Below are 20,551 nucleotides of genomic sequence, written 5' to 3' on the forward strand. Positions count from 1 at the left end.
GGATGACAATGGTCATCACCGCATCGCAGAATCTGGATGCAGACTCCATCGAAGCTACATCCACGTATGTGAACGTAGCGACTTCGCCGCCGCCGATTACGACGGTTTTCCCACATCCCCGTTGCAAGCATTTCGCATCATGCGCATCCTGGTCGCCGAAGACGATACGTCCATTGCCGTTGCATTACGCGACTCGCTCGCCGAGTGCGGCCACGTGGTGGACCATGTCAGCGACGGTGCCGCCGCCGAGCGCGCGCTCGGCAGCGAAAGCTATCAACTGCTGGTGCTGGACCTGGGCCTGCCGCGCCGCGACGGGTTACAGGTACTGCAGCGCCTGCGCGCGCGCCGCGACGAGATCCCGGTGCTGGTGGTGACGGCGCGCGATGCCGTGGAAGACCGCATCCACGCGCTCGACCAGGGCGCCGACGACTACCTGATCAAGCCCTTCGAACTGTCCGAGTTCCTCGCCCGCACCCGCGCGCTCCTGCGTCGCAGCAGCAGCGGCGGCGTGCCGGAACTGGTGCTGGGGCAACTGCGCATCAACCTGGCCGGGCGCCGGGTGTGGCTGCAGGACCAGCCGCTGGACCTGACCGCGCGCGAGTTCGCGCTGCTGGAGACCCTCCTGCTGCGCAGCGGGCGCGTGGTCAGCCGCAGCCAGCTGACCGAAGCGCTGTGCGACTGGCAGCACGAAATCACCGACAACGGCCTGGACATCTCCATGCACCGCCTGCGGCGCAAGCTGCACGGCGCCGGCGTCGGCATCCGCACCATCCGCGGCCTGGGCTATCTGCTGGAGGAGTCGCGCGCCGCCTCGCCGGCCGCCGACCACGCACAGCTGCCGCAGTGAGCGCGACCGCGGCCGCGCAGTCGCCGGCATACCGCCACCCCAGCCTGCGCCAGCGACTGCTGGCGTTCCTGCTGATTCCGACCGCGCTGCTGATGCTGGCGATCTCGGCGCTGTTCTACCTGCTGATGCTCAAGTACACCAATCATGTCCACGACATGGACCTGAAGGAGGACACGCAGGGCCTGGCCAATGCGGTCAACGACCCCGGCGAGCGCATGCCGCTGACCCTGCAGGCGCGGCAACTGCTGGAGTACAGCAGTGACGGCCGGGTGTTCTTCAAGCTGGACAGCCGCCGCCACGGAGTGATCAGCGGCAGCACCCAGCCGATTCCGGCGCATCCGGATCCGGCCGAAGTCGGCCGGGTGATGCTGTACGACGACCGCATGGACAACGGCGTGCCGGTGCGTGTGGCCAGCCTGTTGCTGCCCTCGGCGCTGGAGCCGGGCGACTGGCTCACCGTGTCGGTGGCCGAGACCCTGGACGACCGTCACCGCCGCGCCCGCGAAATCCTGGTGCTGATGCTGCCGACCGAACTGCTGCTCACCTGCTCGCTGCTGGTGCTGGTCTGGCACGGCGTGCGCGTGGGCCTGCGCATGCTGGAGCCGGCGGTGCGGCGGCTCGACGACAGCCAGCGCGACCTCAGCCCGGTGTCCGGTCCCGACATCCCGGTGGAGATCGTGCCGCTGACCCAGGCCATCGACGGCCTGCTCGGCCGCCTCAAGCACATGATGGCGCTGCAGGAGCGCTTTCTCGCCGATGCCGCGCACCAACTGCGCACGCCGCTGGCCGGGCTGAGCATGCACGTACAGCGCGCCCAGGCCAGCCAGCGTCCGGAAGACACCGCGCAGGCGCTGCAGCACATCCGCCAGCTGACCGACCGCGCCACCCGCACCTCCACCCAGTTGCTGGCGCTGACCCGCACCCAGGCGCCGCGCGAGAGCATCCGCCCGCTGCTGCCGCTGGACCTGGCGCAATGGCTGCCGCAGGCGCTGGCCGAGCGCATCCCGGACGCCCTGCACGCCGGCGTGGACCTGGGCTACGACGGCGGCGACGACGACGCGGCTGCGGCCTGGGTCGCCGCCGACGCCTATGCGCTGCGCGAGCTGCTCGACAACCTGCTGGACAACGCGTTCCGCCATGCCGCCGGCCGCGTGGTCACGGTCAGCCTGCGGCGCGATCCGCTGTCCGTGCGCCTGGCCGTGGACGACGCCGGCAGCGGCATCGACGAGGCCCTGCTGCCGCGCCTGGGCGAGCGCTTCTTCCGCGCCCCGGACGCGCCCGAAGGCGGCACCGGCCTGGGCCTGGCGATCGTCGCCAACATCGCCGCCCGCCACCACGCCACGCTGCGCTACCGGCGCTCGGCGCTGGGTGGCCTGCGTGCGGAGCTGGACCTGCCGGCCGGCGCGGAGCCGCAGGCATGAGCCGGATCCGGATCCGCCCGGCCAGCGTGCTGACGCTGGCCGCCGCACTGGCCCTGGCCGGCTGCGCCAGCACGCCGTTGCCGGACCTGCCGCAGCAGTCGCTGCCTGCGCGGTGGAGCAGCCCGACGCCGCAGGCCGCGGTCCCGCGCCCACCCGGCACGGCCTGGTGGCAGGACTTCCACGACCCGCAGCTCGACGCGCTGGTCGCGCAGGCACTGCGCGACGACCTCAACGTCGGCCAGGCGCTGGCCAAGCTGCGCGCGGCGCGGCGCCTGGACACCGTGGCCGGCGCATCGCAGCGCCCGCAGCTGCGTGCGCGCACCCTCGACCCGATCGACCCCGATGCCAGCGCCTCGTTCCTGGTGGTCGGGCTCGACTCGGAATGGGAGTTGCCGCTGTTCGGCCGCGGCGAGGCGACCCGGCGCATGGCCCGCGGCGATCTGGACAATGCCCAGGCCGACCTGGCGCAGGTCCGCGCGGCGACCATCGCCGAGGTGACCCGCAACTGGATCGACCTGCGCCACGCGCAGCAGGCCGAGCGGCTGCAGCAGGATGTCGTCGCCGCCCGCCAGCGCCAGGCGACCCTGCAGGCGACGCTGGTCGACCTGCATCTGGCCACGCCGGCCTCCGCGGCGCAGGCGCAGGCCGCCGCGCTGCAGGCGCAAACCGCCATGAGCGAGCCGCGCGATGCCGCCGCCGCAGCCGCGCGGCGCCTGGCGGTGCTGCTGGGCCGCGACACGCCCGACCCGGCATGGAGCACGGCCGCGGCCAGCACCGCGACGACGGCGTTGCAGATCGCCGCGGTCGACAGCGTCCCGGCCGACCTGCTGCGCCGGCGTCCGGACATCGCCACGCGCGAAGCCGAGGTGCTGAGCGCGGCCGGCGCGCTGGATCTGGCCCGCGCCGATCAGTACGGCAGCATCGGCCTGGGCGGCTCGATCCGCTGGTCGACCACCCTGCTGAGCCATCGCCGCACCGCCACCCACGGCATCGCCTCGTTCGGCCCGGTGATCGACATTCCGCTGTTCGACTGGGGCATCCGCCACGCCAAGGCCAAGGCACGCGGCGACCTGCTGGAAGCGGCCACCCTGGCCTACCGGCAGACCGTGCTGGAGGCAGTCAACGAGGTCGAGGACGCGCTGACCGCACTGGAACAGCAGCGGCGCAACGTCGAGACCCAGCAGCAGGTGCTGCAGGCACAGCAGCAGGCCAGCGAGGTCGCGCAGCAGCGCCGGCGGCTGGGCCTGGGCAGCGACCTGGACGTGGCCACGCAGCAGGCCGCGCGCGACCAGGCCGCGCTGGAACTGCTGGAAGCGCAGCGCCAGCGCGACCTGGCCTACGTCGCCCTGCACACCGCCTTGGGCAGCGCCACTGCGCCGATCCCCGGCACAGGCACCGTCGGCGACCACGAAGGCGCACAGCCCTGATGGTCGCGCTGGCCCGCCAGACCCTGCGCTACGAGTGGCGCCGCTTCCTGCCGGTGGTGGTGTCGGTGGGCTTCGCCAGCCTGTTGCTGCTGCTGCAGACCGCGCTGGTGCTGGGCATCTTCGGCAGTGCCAGCGTCTATGTGTCCGGCTCCGACGCCGACCTGTGGCTGGGCTACCCCGGCACGCAGAGCGTGGACCAGGGCCGCGCCATCGATCCGGACGCGGCCGCGCCGCTGTACCTGGACCCGCGGGTGGTGCAGGTCGAGCCGTTCATCTGGTTCGACGGCGACTGGCGCGGCCCCGGCGACACCGGTGCGGTGTCGGTCTACATCTCCGGCATCGATACCCGCGACGGCGGGCTGATGTTTTCCCGCCTGCTCAGCCCGGCCCTGCGCGCGGCCCTGCGCGAACCGGACACCGTGGTGGTGGATCGCGCGGAACTGGACAAGCTCGGCGTCGGCGTCGGCAGCAGCGCGCGCATCAACGGCCACCGCGTGCGGGTGATCGGGGTCGGCCGCGGCCTGCGCGCGCTCGGCGGGGTCAACGTGCTGGCCTCGCTGGACACCGCGCGTGCGCTCAACAGCGACACCGCGCACCCGGACTGGCCGACCTACATGGTGGCCAGGCTGCGTCCCGGCACCGACCCGCAGGCGGTGGCGCAGGCGATCGACAGCGCGGTCACGCGACCGCGCGTGGAAGCCTGGAGCGCCGACGATTTCGCCCGGCGCAGCATCCTGTTCTGGATGTTCGACACCGGCGCCGGCTCCGGCGTGCTGTTCCTCGGCGGCATCGTGCTGCTGGTCGGCGTGGCCATCACCAGCCAGACCCTGCTCGGCACCGTGCTCGGCGCCGCGCGCGAGTACGCCACGCTCAACGCGCTGGGCGTGAGCATGCGCAACCTGCGCTGGGTGGTGCTGGAACAGGCCGCCTGGGTCGGTGCGCTGGGCCTGATCGGCGCCAGTGCGCTGGGCGCGGCGCTAGTCGCGCTGGCCCGCGCGCACGACGTGCCGGTGGCGTTCAACGCCAGCGGCTGGGGCCTGTGCGTGTGTGCTGTGATGCTGTTGACCGTGGTCTCGGCCCTGGCCGCGCTGCGCGGGCTGCGCCGCGCCGATCCGGCGTTGCTGCTGCGATGAGCCGCATCGTCGCCCCCGCCGCGCTGCACCCGGCCGCCGCCACCCTCAGCGGCAGCGGGCTGTGCAAGAGCTTCGTCTCCGGCAGCCTGCGCACGCCGGTGCTGCGCGACGTGGAGCTGCAGGTGTGGCCGGGCGAGCTGACCCTGATCTCCGGCCCGTCGGGCTGCGGTAAGAGCACGCTGCTGTCGATCCTCAGTGGCCTGCAGCGCGCCGACGCCGGCCAGGTGCTGGCGCTGGGCGAGGAGCTGGGCGCGCTCGGCGCCACCGCGCTGGAGCAGTTCCGCCTGCGCCACACCGGCTTCATCTTCCAGGGCTTCAACCTGTTCCCGGCGCTGTGCGCGCTGGACCAGGTGCGGCTGCCGCTGCAGTACATGGGCCTGCCCTCCGCGGAAGTGCGCAGCCGTGCAGAGGAGGCGCTGGCCGAGGTCGGCATCGCCCACCGCCAGCACCTGCGCCCGGCCGAACTGTCCGGCGGCGAGAAGCAGCGCGTGGCGATCGCCCGCGCGCTGGCCAAGCACCCGGCGCTGCTGTTCGCCGACGAACCCACCAGCGCGCTGGACGCCGGCAACGGCCAGATCGTGATCGACCTGCTGCACCGCATCGCGCGCCGCCACAACACCATGGTGCTGTGCGTGAGCCACGACCCGCGCCTGATCCGCCATGCCGACCGCGTGCTGTCGATGGAGGACGGCCGCATCCTCGACGACCGCCGCGTCAACGCGCCGCCCTCGCCCCTGCCCTCACGGAATCCCGCACCATGAAAGCGTTCGCCGCCGCGCCCCTGCTGAGCCTGCTGCTGGCCGCATGCGCGCCCTCGGACCGCACGCCGGCCCAGGCGCCGGCCGCCACCCCGGCCTACCTGGCGGTGGCGCGCGGCCGCATCGATGTGGAAGGCGGCGTGCTCAAGCTCGGCCTGCCGGTCGCCGCGACCCTGCGCGAGGTGCCGGTGCACGAGGGCGACGCGGTGCAGAAAGGCGCCGTGCTGGTCGCCGGCGACGACCGTGCCGCCGCGGTCGACCTGGACATCGCCCGTACCCGCGCGCAGGCCGCGGCGACCCACCTGAAGCAACTGCAGCAGCGCCTGCAAAGCGCCCAGCAGAAGCAACGGCGGCTGGCCGAGGCCGCGCGCCTGGGCGCCGGCGACGGGCAGACCGCCGACGATGCCAGCGACGCGGTACAGAGCCTGGCCGATGCGCTGGACACCGCACGCAGCGACGCGGCGCTGGCCGACGCGCAGGTGCGCGCGGCCGAGCTGCAGCGCGCGCAGTACCGGCTGCAGGCGCCGGTGGCCGGCCGCGTCCTGCAGCTCTCGGCCGCGGTCGGCGCGCGCAGCGAGGCCAACGCGCCGCTGCTGACCCTGCTGCCGGACGCGCCGCGCCTGGTCCGCGCCGAATTGAACGAAAGCTATGCCGGCAGCGTCACCCCGGGCATGGCCGCCGAGGTCATCAGCGACGACGGCCGCCAGACCGTGCTCGGCCAGGCGGTGGTGCGCTGGCTGGCGCCGGCCTACGGCCCGACCCAGTTGCACGACGACGCCACGCCCGCCGGCAACGACCGCAGCGTGGCCTGCGTGCTGGCCTTCACCCAGCCCTCGACCCTGCGCCTGGGCCAGCGCGTGCTGGTGCGCTTCCGCAACCCGGCCGCGGCCAAGCATTGAGCTTGCACGCCGCCGCGGCGGCGAAAGGCTGCTGAAACGCGCAGCGGCGACCCTGCACGGATTGCCGAGACTGCACAGCCGCGCCCATTCACATGATCCAATCTGCCGAGTTCCACTTCGAAGGCGGCCGCAATGGCGTGCTGCTGATCCATGGCCTGACCGGCACGCCCAGCGAGATGCGCCTGCTCGGCAAGAGCCTGAACCGCGAAGGCTTCAGCGTCCACGGCGTGCAACTGGCCGGCCACTGCGGCGACGAGGACGACCTGCTCGCCACCAGTTGGCGCGACTGGTACGCCAGCGTCGAGGCGGCGGCAGCACGCATGCGCCCACAGGTCGACCGGCTGTTCGTGGCCGGGCTGTCGATGGGCGCGGTGCTGGCGCTGCGCCTGGCGCAGGAGCGTCCGCAGTGGGTGGACGGGGTGGGCGTGCTCGGCGCCACCTTCCGCTACGACGGCTGGAACATCCCCAAGCGCGCGCGGCTGGCGTTCCTGCTGCCGTGGTTCAAGCGCCTGGGCATCGGCAAGCGCCGCATGTTCCTGGAAGAGCCGCCGTACGGCCTGCGCGACGAGCGCATCCGCGCCCAGGTCAGCAGCGCCATGCTCGGCGGCGACAGCAGCGCCGCCGGCCTGCCCGGCAACCCGTGGCACGCCCTGGCCGAGATGTACCTGCTCGCGCGCGAGGTGCGTCGCGACCTGCCCAAGGTCGTCGCGCCATGCCTGGTCGCGCACGCGACCGAGGACGACATCGCCGACCTGCGCAATGCGCGGCTGGTGATCGCCAACGTGTCCGGGCCGACCGAGCTGCTGCTGCTGCACGACAGCTATCACATGATCACCCTGGACCGCGAACGGCGCGTGCTCGGCGCGCGCCTGGCGCAGTTCTTCGCGGCCCTGACCACCCCGCAGCAGGCGGCCGCCTGATGGCGATGAGCGGCTCGGTGGTGGCGATCTGGCTGACGACGGTGGTCCTCGACACCGCCGGCCAGTTGGCCTTCAAGTACGTGGCCAGCCACCCGCAGGGCACCGGCATGGCACGCTGGCAGCGTATGGCGCGGCAGCCGCAGCTGTGGTTCGGCGTGGCCTGCTACGTGCTCGAATTCCTCGCCTGGACCGCGTTCCTGTCGCTGGTGCCGCTGGGCCGCGGCGTGCTGCTGGGCTCGATCAACATCGTGGCGATCATGCTGGCCGGGCGCTGGCTGTTCGGCGAACGCCTCGGGCGCATGCAGGTGGCCGGCATCTGCCTGGTCAGCGCCGGCGTGGCGGTGGTGGGGTTGGGCTCATGAGCCGGCCACCGCTGCATCGCTATGCGGTGGGCTTCGCCCTGCTGCTGAGCTTCGACACCCTGGCGCAGATCGGCTTCAAGCTGGCCGGCACGCACGCGTTCCCGCCGCAGGCCGAACTGGCCTGGGTGCTGCGCCTGCTGGGCAGCCCATGGCTGTACGCGGCGCTGCTCGGCTACATCGGCGCCTTCTTCACCTGGATGAAATTGCTCGAGCACGCACCGATCGGCCCGGCGTTCGCCGCCTCGCACCTGGAAGTGGTCAGCGTGATGCTGCTGTCGGCCTGGTGGTTCAACGAACACATCGGCCTGTTGCAGGCGCTGGGCGCGGCGCTGATCGTCGGCGGCATCGTCTGCCTGGCGATCGGCGAGCGCGCGGATCCCGCCGATGCGCATTGAAATTCCGCCGACCGCCGGCCTGCCGCTGCAGTGGGGCGACCTGTGGCCAGGTCGGCCGCGCGAACGCCTGGCCAGCGCGCTCGGCCTGCCGCAGGCGCTGCTGACCTGCTCGGGCACCGCCGCGCTGATCGTGGCCCTGCGCACCCTGACCGCGGCCAACCGGCGCCGGCAGGTGCTGGTGTCGGCCTACACCTGCCCGCTGGTGGCGCTGGCGGTGGCGCACTGCGGCCTGCAACTGGTGCTGTGCGATCTGCTGCCCGGCTCGCTGGAACTGGACCCGGTGCAGCTGGCGCAACGCTGCGGCAGCGACACCCTGGCCATCATCGCCACCCATCTGGGCGGGCGCCTGATCGACCTGGCGCCGCTGCGCCGCGCCGCCGAAGGCTGCGGCGCGCTGCTGATCGAGGACGCGGCGCAGGCGCTGGGTGGCGTGCACCCCGACGGCCGCCCGGCCGGCCTGGGCGGCGACATCGGCTTCTGCAGCCTGGCCGCCGGCAAGGGCCTCACGCTGTACGAAGGCGGGCTGCTGATGTCGCGGCATGCGCCGCTGCAGCGCAGCCTGGCCGACACCGCCGCGCGCCTGGGCCAGCGCGACTGGCGCTGGGAACTGCGGCGCAGCCTGGAGCTGCTCGGCTATGCCGCACTCTATCGGCCGCAGCCGCTGCGCTGGGCATACGGCGCACCGGTGCGCCGCGCGCTGCGTCGCGGCGACCGCATCGGCGCAGCCGGCGACCGCTTCGGCACGGCCATCGCCCAGCACGCGGTCGGCGCCTGGCGCGAAGGCGTCGGCGTGCGCGCCAGCGTGCGCTGGCCGGCATTTCTTGCGCAGATCCGCGAACAGGGCCGGCGTCGCAGCGCACGCCTGGCCAGCGTCCCCGGCCTGAGCGTGGTCGCCGATACCGCCGGCGCCCAGGGCAGCTGGCCGATCCTGATGGTGCTGCTGCCCGATGCGGCCGCACGCGAATCGGTGCTGGATGCGCTGTGGCCGCGCGGACTCGGGGTGGCCGTGCCGTTCGTGCACGCCCTGCCCGACTACGACTACCTGGACGGCATCGTCGAGCGCACGCCGATGCCCAACGCCAGCGACTTCGCCGCGCGCTGCCTGAGCATCAGCAACAGCCCCTGGCTGGACGAGGCGCGCTTCGAGACCATCGTCGCCACGCTGCAGGCGGCCTGCGCCGGCGCGGTCGGGCCGGCACCGCTGGATATCGATCTGGTGCACGCCGCTGCGCCGAGCGCCTGATTGCGCGACGTGCGGCTTCACCAGCGTCACGGTGAAAATGCACCTCGCGTAACGACGGGAAGACTCCTGTAGGAGCGGCTTCAGCCGCGAGGGCATTACCGATAACGCCTCTCGCGGCTGAAGCCGCTCCTACAGACAGACAGGGGCCGCGCTAGCCGACGCTGGCCGCTTCCAGCGCCGCCAGCAGCCGCAGGTTCAACGCGTGCTGCTGCGCCTGCCAGGCCGCCAGATCCGCCGGCGAGGGTTCGGGTTGCGCATCCAGCGCTGCCAGTTTGCGCTTCCACCATTGCGGGTAATGGGCCAGCGAGACCTCGCCGGTGATGTCGCTGCCGCACACCTGCCCGCGCAGCGCCTCGATCGCCTGCAGCAACTGCGGCACGCGCAACTGGCCCTGATCCCAATTGGTGCGCACGTCCTGCGGATCCAGCACGTCCTTGTCCAGCGACAGATAGGTCGGCATCGGCGTGCGCCGCAGGTGCTCGACGAAGGCGTCGCTCAGCTCGCTCACGCTGTCGAAGCCGCGCACCGCCTGGCCCAGGCCCAATCGCCGCGCCCAACCCACGTCCACGCCACTGGACCAGTAGCGCAGCTTGCCGCGGTACAGCGGCAGCAGATGGTTTTCCCAGGCATGGCCGGGGCCGACGTCGCCGGAGGTGATGCCGGCCACCTCGACCTGCGCCACCTGTGGCAGCGCGGCGATGCGGCGTACCCAGGAACCGCAGTGCACGCCGAACGGGAAGCGCATGTTGTCCGGATGGTTGTCGAACACCACCACCCGCAACGGCGCCTGCGCACGCTGCGCCAGGCGCACGATCAACGGCAGGCTCAGGTGATGGAAATCGCCGCTGCCCAGCAGCACGGTGCCGTACCGCGCCGGCAGCGCCTGCTCCAGCGCCGCGCCGAAGCGGCGCAGCCGCGCCATCGAGCAGGCGAAGCGCAGGCCGTCGCACCAGTCGCGCAATGGCAGGCGCACGGCGTCGGGCACTGCGCCCAGCGAAGCGTCGAGATCGAGCAGGACCGGGGTACGCATCTCAGTCCTCCTCGGCGGCATCGGTGGCCGGCCCGACGTCGTCGGATTCGAACAGTGGCCGCAGCCGCCGCAGCACGGCGCGCAGCAGCGGATTGCGCAGATACACCGCATGCCAGGTGTAGGTGAAGCTGGCGCCGAGCTGGGCCTTCACTTCCGGATCGGTCCAGCCGGCGACATACGCCGTCAGGCCGTGGCGGCAGGCGTAGTCGAGATTCTCGATCCAGCTCAGCGCGTACAGGTTGTGGTCGCGCGCATCCGGGTAATGCAGGCCGATGTACTTGTCGAGCAGCCGGCCTTCGTGCACGTAGCACAGGTTCCAGCCGATGATGCGGCCCTGGTGCCGGTACACGAACACCTGCCCGCCCGAGTCGGCGTCGGTCAGCAGCGCACCGAAGAACGGCTCGGTGAGCAGGTCGAAATGGATCTCGCTCTGCGCGTACACCTCCTGGTACAGCGCATAGCAGTGCGCGCGCAGCGCCGGGTCGGCGAAGGCCGGGCCGGTCGGCAGCACCTCGATCCCCAGATCGGCACGCGAGCGCAGCTTGCGGCGGATGTTGCGCCGGCGCCCGCGCGAGAGCCGCGCCAGGTACTCGTCGGTGGAGGCGAAGTCGATCGGCACCCAGGCCAGCGCCTGCCCGCGCAGCAGCACGTAGCCGTTGCGCTCGCAGGCGTCCAGGAACGCCTGCGCCCAGGCGTTGTCGGCGGCGTCGAGCAACGGCGAACGCTGCGGCACGTCCTTGACGATCATCAGCGCGCGGCGCCGGCCCAGTTGCGCGCGCCACTGCCGCGGCAACTGCGCCGGGTCGGCCGCGCGCGGCAGCCAGGCGTACTCGCTGACGGTGCTGCCGACGAAGCTGGTGCGCGGCCGCAGCAGGCGCTGCCACAGGCGCTGCAGCGGCAGCCGCGCCACCTTCGCGCGCAGCTCGGGTTCGGCGGTGGTGAGCAGGTCGAAATCGGCCTCGAAGGCCGGCACCCCGTGCTCCAGGGGCTGGATCAGGAAACCGGACGGCGGGTGCTGCAGGAACTGCCGCTGCAAGGCCTGCGGCTCGAGTTGGTTGACGAAAGGCATCTGCAAGATTGATCGTCTAGCGTGGAGAATGGATGCTGCGGCCAAGGCCGCAGCGTGTGATCCACCGGCGGCGGGCGCCGCACGGTGGCCCTTCATTTCGCGGAGCACTGCCATGACCCCGTCCATCGAGTCGCAAATCCACAGCATCGTCGCCAAGCACGGCGAGATCGACCCGGCGCGCCTGACCCCGGATGCCAAGCTGCAGGACCTGGGCGTGGATTCGCTCGAGGCCATCGAAATCCTGTTCGACATCGAAGAGCACTTCGACATCACCTTCCCGCAGCGCGACCCGAACCTGGACGACGGCTCGCTCGGCAAGCTGGTGCAGGCGGTCGAGGACGCCCTGGCGGCCAAGGCGGCGGCCGGCACGGCGCAACCGGCGCACTGACGCGCCATGGGCGCCTCCCCGCACGCGCGGCGCGTCGTGGTCACCGGCATGGGCGCGGTCAGCGCGCTCGGCCTGGGCGCCGAGGCGCTGTGGAGCGCGATGCGCGAGGGCCGCAGCGGCATCGCCGCCCTGCCCTCGCCCGATCCGCTCAGCACGTTGAAGATGCGCGTGGCCGCGACCCTGCAAGGGTTCGCTCCGGATGCCACGCAGACCTGCGGCATCGCTCCCGGCCAGCTCGATCGCATGACCCAGATGGCCCTGGTCGCCGCCAACGAGGCGGTCGCCCAGTCCGGCCTGCGCGTGGAGGCCGCGCTCGGCGCGCGCTGCGCGGTGGTGGTCGGCACCGGCGTCGGCGCCGAACTCAGCCGCGACGAGCAATCGCGCCGGCTGTACCGCGACCAGGCCGAACGCCTGCATCCGCTGACCATCGTGCGCAGCATGGCCAACGCGCCGGCCAGCCAGATCAGCATCGCCTTCGGCCTGCGCGGCCCGGCCTTCGCCGTGTCCAGCGCCTGCGCCTCGGCCAATCACGCCTTCGCCCAGGCCGCGCTGATGGTCCGCCATGGCCTGGCCGACGTGGCCATCGCCGGCGGCAGCGAGGCCTGCCTGAGCCTGGCGCTGATCCGCGCCTGGGAAGCGATGCGGGTGGTCAGCGACGACACCTGCCGGCCGTTCTGCGCGCAGCGCAGCGGCCTGGTGCTGGGCGAAGGCGCCGGGATGTTCGTGCTGGAAAGCGCCGAGCACGCGGCCGCCCGCGGCGCGCTGCCGCTGGCGGAGCTGGCGGGATTCGGCATGAGTTCCGATGCCGGCGACATCGTCGCGCCCAGCATCGACGGCGCCGCCACGGCGATGCGCCTGGCGCTGCAGGATGCCGGCCTGGCGCCGGAACAGATCGATTACATCAACGCCCACGGCACCGGCACGCAGGCCAACGACCGGTGCGAGACCAAGGCGCTGCGTCAGGTGTTCGGTGCCCACGCCGAGGCGCTGGCGGTCAGCTCGACCAAGGCGGTGCACGGCCACGCGCTCGGTGCGGCCGGCGCGCTGGAACTGGTGGCGGCGATCGGCGCGCTGCGCGAGCAGGTGGTGCCGCCCACCGCCAACTTCCTCGATGCCGATCCCGAATGCGATCTGGACTACGTGCCCAACCAGGCACGCGCCCGCGATGTGCAGGCGGTGCTGAGCAATTCCTTCGCCTTCGGCGGACTCAATGCGGTGATCGCGCTGCGCGCGGCGGGCTGAAACGCCCGCCGCCGCAAACAACGGCGGGAGGCAACGCGAACCGCGCGCGTCGTCTCCCGCCCGGCTCATGCGACCTGCTTGGCGCGGGTCAGCAACTGGTCCAGCAAGGACAGGCCCAGGTCAATCTCTTCGTGGCTGATGTGCAGCGACGGCGCCAGCGTGATCACGTTCTTGTAGTAACCGCCCACGTCCAGGATCAGGCCGATGCGCTTGCCGTTGTGGCGCAGCTCGCCTTCCAGGCCCATGTCGACCATGGTGTCGAGCAGCTTGCGGTTCGGCGTGAAGCCGTCCGCCTGGCAGATTTCCGCACGCAGGGCCAGGCCCAGGCCGTCGACGTCGCCGATTTCCGGGTGACGCTTCTGCAGGTCGCGCAGGCCGTCCAGGAAGTGCGCGCCCTTGGCCATCACCATCGACTCGTAGTCGGTCTCGGCCAGCATGCGCATGGTCTCCAGGCCGACCGCGGTGCCCAGCGGGTTGGAGGCGAAGGTGGAGTGGGTCGAACCCGGCGGGAACACGGTCGGGTTGATCAGCTCCTCGCGCGCCCAGATGCCGGCCAGCGGGTTCAGGCCGTTGGTCAGCGCCTTGCCGAACACCAGCACGTCCGGGGTCACGCCGAAATGCTCGATCGCCCACAGCTTGCCGGTGCGGAAGAAGCCCATCTGGATTTCGTCCACCACCATCAGGATGCCGTACTTGTCCAGCACCCGCTTCAGGCCGGTGAAGAAGTTCGGCGGCGGGATCACGTAGCCGCCGGTGCCCTGGATCGGCTCGACGTAGAACGCCGCGTACTCGCACTGCCCGGCCTTGGGATCCCACACGCCGTTGTACTCGGTCTCGAACAGGCGCTCGAACTTGGCCACGCACTGCTCGCCGTACTCTTCCTTGGACATGCCCTTGGGGCCGCGGAAGTGGTACGGGAATTCGATGAACTGGGCGCGGTCGAAATGACCGAAGCGACGGCGGTAGCGGTACGACGAGGTGATCGCCGAGGCGCCGAGGGTACGGCCGTGGTAGCCGCCTTCGAAGGCGAACACCAGGCTCTTGCCGGCGCTGGCGTTGCGCACCAGCTTCAGCGAGTCTTCCACCGACTGCGCGCCGCCGACGTTGAAGTGCACGCGGCCCTTGCGGCCCCACTTGCGCTCGGCGTCGACCGCGATGGTCTTGGCCAGCTCGATCTTGGTCGGGTGCAGGTACTGGCTGGCGACCTGCGGCAGGGTCTCGATCTGGCGGGTCAGCGCCTGGTTCAGGCGCGGATTGGCGTAACCGAAGTTGACCGCCGAGTACCACATCTGCAGGTCCAGGTACGGCACTTCCTCAGTGTCGTACAGGTAGCTGCCGTCGCAGCGGCCGAAGATGCGCGGCGGCTCGCTGTAGTGCACGGTGTCGCCGTAGGAGCAGTACTGGGACTCGTCGGCCAGCATCTGCGCATCGGTCAGCGCGCGCTGGTGGTCGGCACCGGTGCGCAGCAGCGCCTCCGGATCGGGCGCGGCATCGCCATGCAGCGGTGCGAGCGAGGAAAGCGAAACATTCCGGTTCATCGGGATCAGGCTCGTTGGGTGACGGGAAGCGGGAAGGACACGGTGGTGGTCGCCGGCACCGCCAGGTCGGGCAGCAGGGCGATGGCATCGTCGAAACCGGTGATCGCGCAATGGGCGATCCCGTTGGCGCGGCAATGGCGCAGCAGACCGTCCTTGGCGAACACCAGGTCGGCCTTGCCGGCCAGGCAGAAATCGGAGCGGCCGTCGCCGATCAGCAAGGTCGCGCGCTCGGGCGGCTGTTGCGCCATGACCGCGCACTTGCAGGTGCCGCTGGGGCAGTCCGGGCGCGCATGCGGCGAGGCCATGCGCCATTCGCCCGCGTCGGTACGCAGCAGGCGGTTGGCGATGATCGGCAGATGGTGCAGGCCGTGGCGGGCCAGGATCCGCGCGATGCCGTAGTCCAGGCCGTCGCTGACGATGCTCAGCGGAATGCCCAGGCGCTCGGCCAGCGCCACGAAGCGCACGAAGGCCGGATCGATCCGCACCGCATCCAGCACCCGGTGCAGCGCATCGACGTCGCCATCGAGCAGCGCGACCTGCTTGCTCATGCACTCGCGGGCCCCGATCCGACCGGCGACCCAGTCGTCCTCCAGTTCCTGCCAACCGGGGCGCCCGAGATGCTCGAGCAGGCTGTCGGTCACGTCCTGCAGGGACACGGTACCGTCAAAATCGCAAAGGATGTTCCATTGGGCGCGCAAGGTGGCTCTCCGGCTGATGGGGGCAGAGCCTAGGCACGCTGTCTTTCGCACTCCTTTCGGCGAGGTGAAAGAAAGCGGAGCGTTCACATTGGGCGTGGTAGGCCGGGCGCCATCGCACCTCTGCGCAAGGAGCCTGGATCGGTCGCACAGTTCCCAATTCGTGCGCGATCGGGCAACCTACCCCTACCAGGCCCGGATGGCGAAACTGGTAGACGCATCGGACTTAAAATCCGCCGGGGGCGACCCCATGCCGGTTCGATTCCGGCTCCGGGCACCACATGTTGGCAGGCGGAACCGACAGGCCACATCAGGCACGGCAGCCCCAGCTCTACCGCCTCGGCACGCCAATCATCCCGATCACCACAGATGCGCCGCATGCACGGTGGTGTCTGACGCCCGGGCTGTTCGCTGGCCGAGCGCAGCGTTTGCCCCACAGCCAGTCGGCGGAAAGCGCCGGGAAAGCGCATCCATTGTGGGATGACCCGCAAACTGTCCGAACGCAAGCGACAGGCACTGCATCGCACCGGACGACACCGTGCTAGAAACACTGCCACACCAGCCGCGCCGGCTGCTTATGGAGAAGCGAGTGAACGAGACCTACGAAAGAGAAAAGCGCGCGCGTACGTTCGCCCAGTACATCAGGGACACGTGGAGTGGCCCGCTTTCCCGCGACGAAAAGAAACAGCTGGGCGAGGAAATCCGGGACGAAGTGGATGGAGCACCGGATCGCGACAGCCTGGAGTCCATCATCATCGGCGCGCTCAGAGAGAAGGATATCGACCCCGACGAACTGGGCATCCGCTGGTCTTTGGATTGAAATCGAATCCTGGCGTCCGCACGGGCGCCGGGTGGTTGGAGTGCCAGACACAAGATCGCCAGGCCCTCCCGCGGGATGGCCTTGGATATCGCGCGCCCCCGCCACCGAAAAGTCCCCGATACCGCCGCCACGGCGGCACCGGGGATGCCAACGGCAAGGGAATCGGCACGGCGCTCAGATCGCGCGCGAGTAGCGCGCCGGCTGGTCGGGCTGGCGCAGGTAGCGGTCGAAGCACATGGCGATCAGGCGCAGCAGCGGGCGGCCGCGGGCGGTGGCCTGGACCACGCCGTCGTGGTAGTCGGCCAGACCGTCCGCGCACAGCGGCGCCAGTGCGCGCAGTTCCTCGCGGAAGTAGCTGGTGAAGTCGATGCCGTGGCGCCGCGCCACCGCCGCCACGTCCACGCTTCCCTGGCACATCAGTTGCTGGATCAGCTCGGCGCGCAGGGCGTCGTCGGCGCTGAGCTGCAGGCCGCGCAGCACCGGGCTGTCGCCGGCGTCCACGGCCGCTTCCCAGGCCGGCAGGTCGCGCTGGTTCTGGCTGTAGCTGGCGCCGATGCGGCTGATCGCGCTGACGCCCAGGCCCAGCAGGTCGGTGTCGGCGTGGGTGGTGTAGCCCATGAAGTTGCGGTGTAGGCTGCCCTGCCGCTGCGCGCGCGCCAGGTCTTCCTGCGGCAGCGCGAAGTGGTCCATGCCGATGTACTGGTAGCCGGCCGCCGAGAGCCTGCTGACCGCCAGGCCGAGCAGCGCCAGCTTCTGCTCGGCGTCGGGCAGATCGGCGTCGGCGATACGCCGCTGCGCCTTGAACAGCTGCGGCATGTGCGCGTAGCCATAGACCGCCAGGCGGTCCGGGCGCGCCGCGATCACCGTCTCCAGGGTCTGTTCGAACCCGGCCAGGGTCTGCCGCGGCAGGCCGTAGATCAGGTCGACGTTGACCGAGCGCATGCCGTGCACGCGGCAGGCGCGCAGGATGTCCAGGGTCTCGTGCACGCCCTGGCGCCGGTTGATCGCCTGCTGCACCAGCGGGTCGAAATCCTGGATGCCCAGGCTGGCGCGGTTGAAGCCCAGTTCGGCCAGCGCGGCGATGTCCTGCGGCGTCACCGTGCGTGGGTCCAGTTCGATGGACATCTCGCGGTCCGGCGCCTGGCTGAAGCGGAACAGCCCGCGCAGGCCCTGCACCAGTTCGCCCAGCAACTCGGGAGCGAGGAAGTTGGGGGTGCCGCCGCCCAGGTGCAGTTGCACCACCTCGCGCTCGCCCTCGAAACACGCGGCCATCATCGCCGCCTCGCGCAGCAGCCGCTGCACGTAGGTGCGGCCGCGCTGGGGGTCGCGGGTGATCACGCGATGGCAGCCGCAATAGAAGCAGGGATTGCGGCAGAACGGCACGTGCACGTACAGCGACAGCGGTCGCCGCGGATCGCTGGCCTGGACCGCGGCGAACAACTGCGCAGGGCCGAAGCCGGTCTGGAAATGCGGTGCGGTCGGGTACGAGGTATAGCGCGGGCCGGGACGGTCGTAGCGGCGCAGCAGGTCGGCGTCGAAGGTCCAGGCGGCGGAGGGATCGGGCGCGGTCAGGATGTCCATGGACCGAGCATGCGCGGCGCCCGGCACGGCCGCCTTGACCTGGATCAATCCGCGCACGCGGCCGGCGGCAGCGGCGATGCCGGCTCGAACGGGCACCAGCTCATCTGGTGGCGGCGCCAGAAGGTCTCGGCGATGCGCTGGGCGATGTCGTCGGCCAGCAGCCGCATCGGCGTGTTGGTGAGCTCGGCGGTGGTGGCACGGAACAGGCCCAGCCAGCGCTGGAACAACAGTGCGCTGAGCTCGCGCATGGCCATGTGCCGCGGCATCGGCGCGCCGCGGAAGCGGCGGGTGCCGCGCAGCATCGCCGACCAGAAATCGCACAGCTGCTGCTGGTGCGCGTCCCAGTCCTCGATGTGCGCGGCGAACACCGCCGACAGATCGGCGTCGGCGCGCACGCGGCGGTAGAACGTCTCCACCAGTGCCTGCACCTCGGCCTCGCTGCACAGTTCCGGCCCCGGCAAGGGCATGCCCTCGATCTCGTCCTGCATGGTCCGCTCCTCCTCGCTCGACGCGGACAGTCTCCACGCCGCCACCGCGGCGGCCTTGATCAGGATCAATGTCGGCACTGCCGACACTGCCTAGTCTGCCGCTGCGGCATGCGCCGACGCCGGTGTCGACGGGGGATTGGCGGCCAGGCGGCTGGCAGGCGCGGCGACGTGTGTGGCGCCGCCCCCTTGGCGCATGCCGCATCCTCCTTTTCGCGATGGAATCCACCGTCATGGCCTCTCCCGACGATCCGCTGCTCGACCCGCTCGATCCCGGTACGCCGCGCCCGCTGGTGCAGCGGCTGGGGGTGATCCTGTGGCCGAGCTTCCTGGTGGCCGGCGCGATGAGCGTACTGTTCTTCGCCCTGGTCGATCCGCTGGCGCTGCGCGACATCACCTTCCCCGGCCGCCAGCTGAGCCGCGAGCTGGGCTATACGGTGGGCTTCTTCATGTTCTGGCTGGCGACGCTGGCCTCGAGCCTGCTGACCGGCTTCCTGTTGCGTCCGGCGCCGCACGGCGACGCCGCGCCGCTGTCCTGAGCCGGCTGCCGATGCCTCGCCCGATCCACGTGCATGTCGTCGCCTCGCCCGCAGCCGCGGCAGGACCGGCGCCGCCGCATCGGTACACGCGATTCCGACGCGTCGTGCTGTGGCTGCTGTTCGCCGCCTTCTACCTGCTGCCGTGGCTGCGCTGGCAGGGCCGGCAGGCGCTGCTGCTGGACCTGCCGGCGCGGCGCTTCGACGTGTTCGGCTGGACCCTGTGGCCGCACGACGTCGGCTGGCTGCTGCTGGCGCTCGGCGCCGCCGCGGCATCGCTGGCAGTGCTCACCACCCTGGCCGGGCGCCTGTGGTGCGGCTTCGCCTGTCCGCAGACGGTGTGGAGCCATGCCTTCGGCTGGATCGAACGGCGCTTCGCCGACTGGCCGGCCGCGGCACGGCACCTGCTGTGGGCGACCGTGGCGCTGTGGACCGGGGTCAGCTTCGTCGGCTACTTCGTGCCGATCGCCGATCTGGTCGCGCGCCTGCATCCGTTCGCCTGGAGCGGCGGGGAGACGTTCTGGGTGCTGTTCTATGCACTGGCCACCTGGGGCAACGCCGGCTTCCTGCGCAGCCAGGTCTGCCGCTACCTGTGCCCGTACGCGCGCCTGCAACCGCTGCTGTGCGACCGCGACACGCCGCTGGTCGGCTACGACGCGATGCGCGGCGAACCGCGCGGCGCCCGCGCATGCGGCACTGGCAGCATCGCCCAGCGCGGGCGGCGCCTGCTCGACCCCGTCACCGCCCGCGACTACGCCGTGCGCGCCAGCATCGCCCAGCTCGCCGGCCAGGGCGGCAGCCGCGGCGAGGCGCTGGCCGCGTATGCCGGCACTCTGCCAAAGTTCAGCGCCGAACAACTCGGCGACTGCGTGGCCTGCGACGCCTGCGTACAGGCCTGCCCGGCCGGCATCGATCCGCGCAATGGTGCGCATTACGCCTGCACCGCCTGCGGCGCGTGCGTCGAGGCCTGCGACCGCAGCATGGATCGTCATGGTTTCGCTCGCGGCCTGTTGCGTCTGGCCGGTGCCAATGCCATCGATCGCCAGCCGCGGCACTGGTGGCGCCGACCGCGGCTGCTGGGCGGCGCCGCCACGCTGCTGGCGGCGTTGCTGGCGTGGTGGTGGCTGGCGGCGTGAGCCGATCCGGCTACTCCCTGGGTCTGCGGCTTGCGCAGGCGCCAGGCGTGGAGATCACTCCGCTTTCCCGGCTCGATCATCAGGCCTCGTGCGCCGTTGCCCGGGCAGCGTTGAGCAAGCTCACGACAGCTGCGGCCGCCGCCTGCGCTGCGCCTCCTGCCGTGCGGTCGGCAGTACGCTGGCAGACCATCGGCGGCGCAACGAGGTGGCTGTCGCTCTTGCCATCCAACCTCAATCCACTCGCACGACGGTCCAGATCGCGATGTGCCTCGGCGCAACCAGGATGTCGTCCAGCGCGGCATTCCATTCGTGACGATAGCGACGATGCAGTTGAACGTTGAGGACATCGTCGCGATCGGTCCAGGTTTCGTGAAGCTGGAACACGGTCGGCCGCTCGGGATCGACGTGCAGCGCCGCACGCACGAAGGTCCGCTCGTGACGCATTGCATCGAGCACCGGGTCGAGCAGCGCGCGGAAGCGATCCACCTGATCCACTTTGACGTGGAAGGTGATGACGTACGTTTCCGGGAGTGTCTTCGCGTTCATGCGTGCGCTACCGTGAGTCCCGCCTCGGCGACAGGACGGACCCAATCCCGGGCGACCGGATCGGCGAGCATTCCCAGCGA

General features: G+C 71.2%; 22 protein-coding genes and 1 tRNA gene. 16 read left to right on the top strand and 7 right to left on the bottom strand.

Annotated elements, in window-relative coordinates; genetic code table 11:
• The first annotated feature begins 139 nt into the window (after positions 1 to 139).
• The 10 genes from PIQ37_RS11065 (at position 140) to PIQ37_RS11110 (ending at position 9,405) form a co-directional block, all read left to right on the top strand.
• Positions 140 to 847: a response regulator gene (locus PIQ37_RS11065; protein WP_342073505.1), complete on the top strand. Its 708-nt coding sequence runs from the start codon at positions 140 to 142 to the stop codon at positions 845 to 847.
• Entirely contained in the window at positions 844 to 2,268 is a 1,425-nt protein-coding gene (locus PIQ37_RS11070) for a sensor histidine kinase (protein WP_342073506.1), read from the top strand. Before PIQ37_RS11065 ends, PIQ37_RS11070 begins: the two co-directional genes overlap by 4 nt.
• Positions 2,265 to 3,695 carry an efflux transporter outer membrane subunit gene (locus tag PIQ37_RS11075; protein WP_342073507.1) on the top strand — a complete coding sequence of 477 codons (1,431 nt, stop codon included), beginning with the start codon at positions 2,265 to 2,267 and terminating at the stop codon, positions 3,693 to 3,695. Before PIQ37_RS11070 ends, PIQ37_RS11075 begins: the two co-directional genes overlap by 4 nt.
• Positions 3,695 to 4,828: an ABC transporter permease gene (locus tag PIQ37_RS11080; RefSeq protein ID WP_342073508.1), complete on the top strand. Its 1,134-nt coding sequence runs from the start codon at positions 3,695 to 3,697 to the stop codon at positions 4,826 to 4,828. The genes PIQ37_RS11075 and PIQ37_RS11080 overlap by 1 nt, the downstream gene beginning before the upstream one ends.
• Entirely contained in the window at positions 4,825 to 5,589 is a 765-nt protein-coding gene (locus tag PIQ37_RS11085) for an ABC transporter ATP-binding protein (RefSeq protein WP_342073509.1), read from the top strand. Before PIQ37_RS11080 ends, PIQ37_RS11085 begins: the two co-directional genes overlap by 4 nt.
• Complete coding sequence (locus PIQ37_RS11090; protein WP_342073510.1) at positions 5,586 to 6,485, top strand: HlyD family secretion protein; 900 nt, start codon at positions 5,586 to 5,588, stop codon at positions 6,483 to 6,485. Before PIQ37_RS11085 ends, PIQ37_RS11090 begins: the two co-directional genes overlap by 4 nt.
• Before the next feature lie 92 nt (positions 6,486 to 6,577).
• Complete coding sequence (locus PIQ37_RS11095) at positions 6,578 to 7,405, top strand: alpha/beta hydrolase (protein ID WP_342073511.1); 828 nt, start codon at positions 6,578 to 6,580, stop codon at positions 7,403 to 7,405.
• Positions 7,405 to 7,767, top strand: coding sequence for an EamA family transporter (locus PIQ37_RS11100; protein ID WP_342073512.1), 363 nt, complete (start codon positions 7,405 to 7,407; stop codon positions 7,765 to 7,767). The genes PIQ37_RS11095 and PIQ37_RS11100 overlap by 1 nt, the downstream gene beginning before the upstream one ends.
• Positions 7,764 to 8,162, top strand: a complete 399-nt coding sequence (locus PIQ37_RS11105; protein WP_017914161.1) for a DMT family transporter — start codon at positions 7,764 to 7,766, stop codon at positions 8,160 to 8,162. Before PIQ37_RS11100 ends, PIQ37_RS11105 begins: the two co-directional genes overlap by 4 nt.
• On the top strand, positions 8,152 to 9,405 hold the full coding sequence (locus PIQ37_RS11110) for a DegT/DnrJ/EryC1/StrS family aminotransferase (protein WP_342073513.1): 1,254 nt from the start codon (positions 8,152 to 8,154) through the stop codon (positions 9,403 to 9,405). Before PIQ37_RS11105 ends, PIQ37_RS11110 begins: the two co-directional genes overlap by 11 nt.
• Positions 9,406 to 9,556: 151 nt before the next feature.
• On the opposite strand, the gene PIQ37_RS11115 is transcribed toward PIQ37_RS11110, so the two are convergent.
• The gene (locus tag PIQ37_RS11115) at positions 9,557 to 10,435 is read right to left on the bottom strand and encodes an arginase family protein (RefSeq protein ID WP_342073514.1); all 879 of its coding nucleotides are present in this window, start codon (positions 10,433 to 10,435) and stop codon (positions 9,557 to 9,559) included.
• Position 10,436: 1 nt separating this feature from the next.
• Positions 10,437 to 11,504 (bottom strand): GNAT family N-acetyltransferase, encoded by a 1,068-nt coding sequence (locus tag PIQ37_RS11120; RefSeq protein WP_342073515.1) that lies wholly within the window; start codon positions 11,502 to 11,504, stop codon positions 10,437 to 10,439.
• 112 nt (positions 11,505 to 11,616) lie between these two features.
• On the opposite strand from PIQ37_RS11120, the gene PIQ37_RS11125 reads away from it, so the two are divergent.
• Together PIQ37_RS11125 and PIQ37_RS11130 are read left to right on the top strand one after the other, a co-directional pair.
• Complete coding sequence (locus PIQ37_RS11125) at positions 11,617 to 11,892, top strand: acyl carrier protein (RefSeq protein WP_267093963.1); 276 nt, start codon at positions 11,617 to 11,619, stop codon at positions 11,890 to 11,892.
• Positions 11,893 to 11,898: 6 nt separating this feature from the next.
• On the top strand, positions 11,899 to 13,134 hold the full coding sequence (locus PIQ37_RS11130; RefSeq protein ID WP_342073516.1) for a beta-ketoacyl-[acyl-carrier-protein] synthase family protein: 1,236 nt from the start codon (positions 11,899 to 11,901) through the stop codon (positions 13,132 to 13,134).
• A 65-nt stretch (positions 13,135 to 13,199) separates the two neighbouring features.
• On the opposite strand, the gene PIQ37_RS11135 is transcribed toward PIQ37_RS11130, so the two are convergent.
• Positions 13,200 to 14,672, bottom strand: coding sequence for an aspartate aminotransferase family protein (locus tag PIQ37_RS11135; RefSeq protein ID WP_017908295.1), 1,473 nt, complete (start codon positions 14,670 to 14,672; stop codon positions 13,200 to 13,202).
• Positions 14,673 to 14,677: 5 nt separating this feature from the next.
• Positions 14,678 to 15,370: an MtnX-like HAD-IB family phosphatase gene (locus PIQ37_RS11140; RefSeq protein WP_026143941.1), complete on the bottom strand. Its 693-nt coding sequence runs from the start codon at positions 15,368 to 15,370 to the stop codon at positions 14,678 to 14,680.
• A gap of 190 nt (positions 15,371 to 15,560) precedes the next feature.
• Here PIQ37_RS11140 and PIQ37_RS11145 point away from each other — a divergent pair.
• Positions 15,561 to 15,647, top strand: a tRNA-Leu gene (locus PIQ37_RS11145).
• 309 nt (positions 15,648 to 15,956) lie between these two features.
• Complete coding sequence (locus PIQ37_RS11150; RefSeq protein WP_153750825.1) at positions 15,957 to 16,187, top strand: hypothetical protein; 231 nt, start codon at positions 15,957 to 15,959, stop codon at positions 16,185 to 16,187.
• Between the two features lie 174 nt (positions 16,188 to 16,361).
• Here PIQ37_RS11150 and hemN read toward each other — a convergent pair whose 3' ends face one another.
• Both hemN and PIQ37_RS11160 read right to left on the bottom strand, forming a co-directional pair.
• On the bottom strand, positions 16,362 to 17,768 hold the full coding sequence (hemN, locus tag PIQ37_RS11155; protein WP_342073589.1) for an oxygen-independent coproporphyrinogen III oxidase: 1,407 nt from the start codon (positions 17,766 to 17,768) through the stop codon (positions 16,362 to 16,364).
• 44 nt (positions 17,769 to 17,812) lie between these two features.
• Entirely contained in the window at positions 17,813 to 18,343 is a 531-nt protein-coding gene (locus tag PIQ37_RS11160) for a group III truncated hemoglobin (RefSeq protein WP_342073517.1), read from the bottom strand.
• 143 nt (positions 18,344 to 18,486) lie between these two features.
• On the opposite strand from PIQ37_RS11160, the gene PIQ37_RS11165 reads away from it, so the two are divergent.
• Both PIQ37_RS11165 and PIQ37_RS11170 read left to right on the top strand, forming a co-directional pair.
• Positions 18,487 to 18,792 carry a hypothetical protein gene (locus PIQ37_RS11165; RefSeq protein ID WP_051067605.1) on the top strand — a complete coding sequence of 102 codons (306 nt, stop codon included), beginning with the start codon at positions 18,487 to 18,489 and terminating at the stop codon, positions 18,790 to 18,792.
• Positions 18,793 to 18,803: 11 nt separating this feature from the next.
• A complete protein-coding gene (locus PIQ37_RS11170) occupies positions 18,804 to 19,925 on the top strand; it encodes a 4Fe-4S dicluster domain-containing protein (RefSeq protein ID WP_407136854.1) in 1,122 nt (373 codons plus the stop codon).
• Between the two features lie 231 nt (positions 19,926 to 20,156).
• Here the strand turns inward: PIQ37_RS11170 and PIQ37_RS11175 are convergent, their stop codons facing one another.
• On the bottom strand, positions 20,157 to 20,471 hold the full coding sequence (locus tag PIQ37_RS11175; RefSeq protein ID WP_342073519.1) for a putative quinol monooxygenase: 315 nt from the start codon (positions 20,469 to 20,471) through the stop codon (positions 20,157 to 20,159).
• Positions 20,472 to 20,551 lie beyond the last annotated feature (80 nt).

The organism is Xanthomonas protegens (assembly GCF_038442435.1).
Classification (GTDB): domain Bacteria; phylum Pseudomonadota; class Gammaproteobacteria; order Xanthomonadales; family Xanthomonadaceae; genus Xanthomonas_A; species Xanthomonas_A sontii.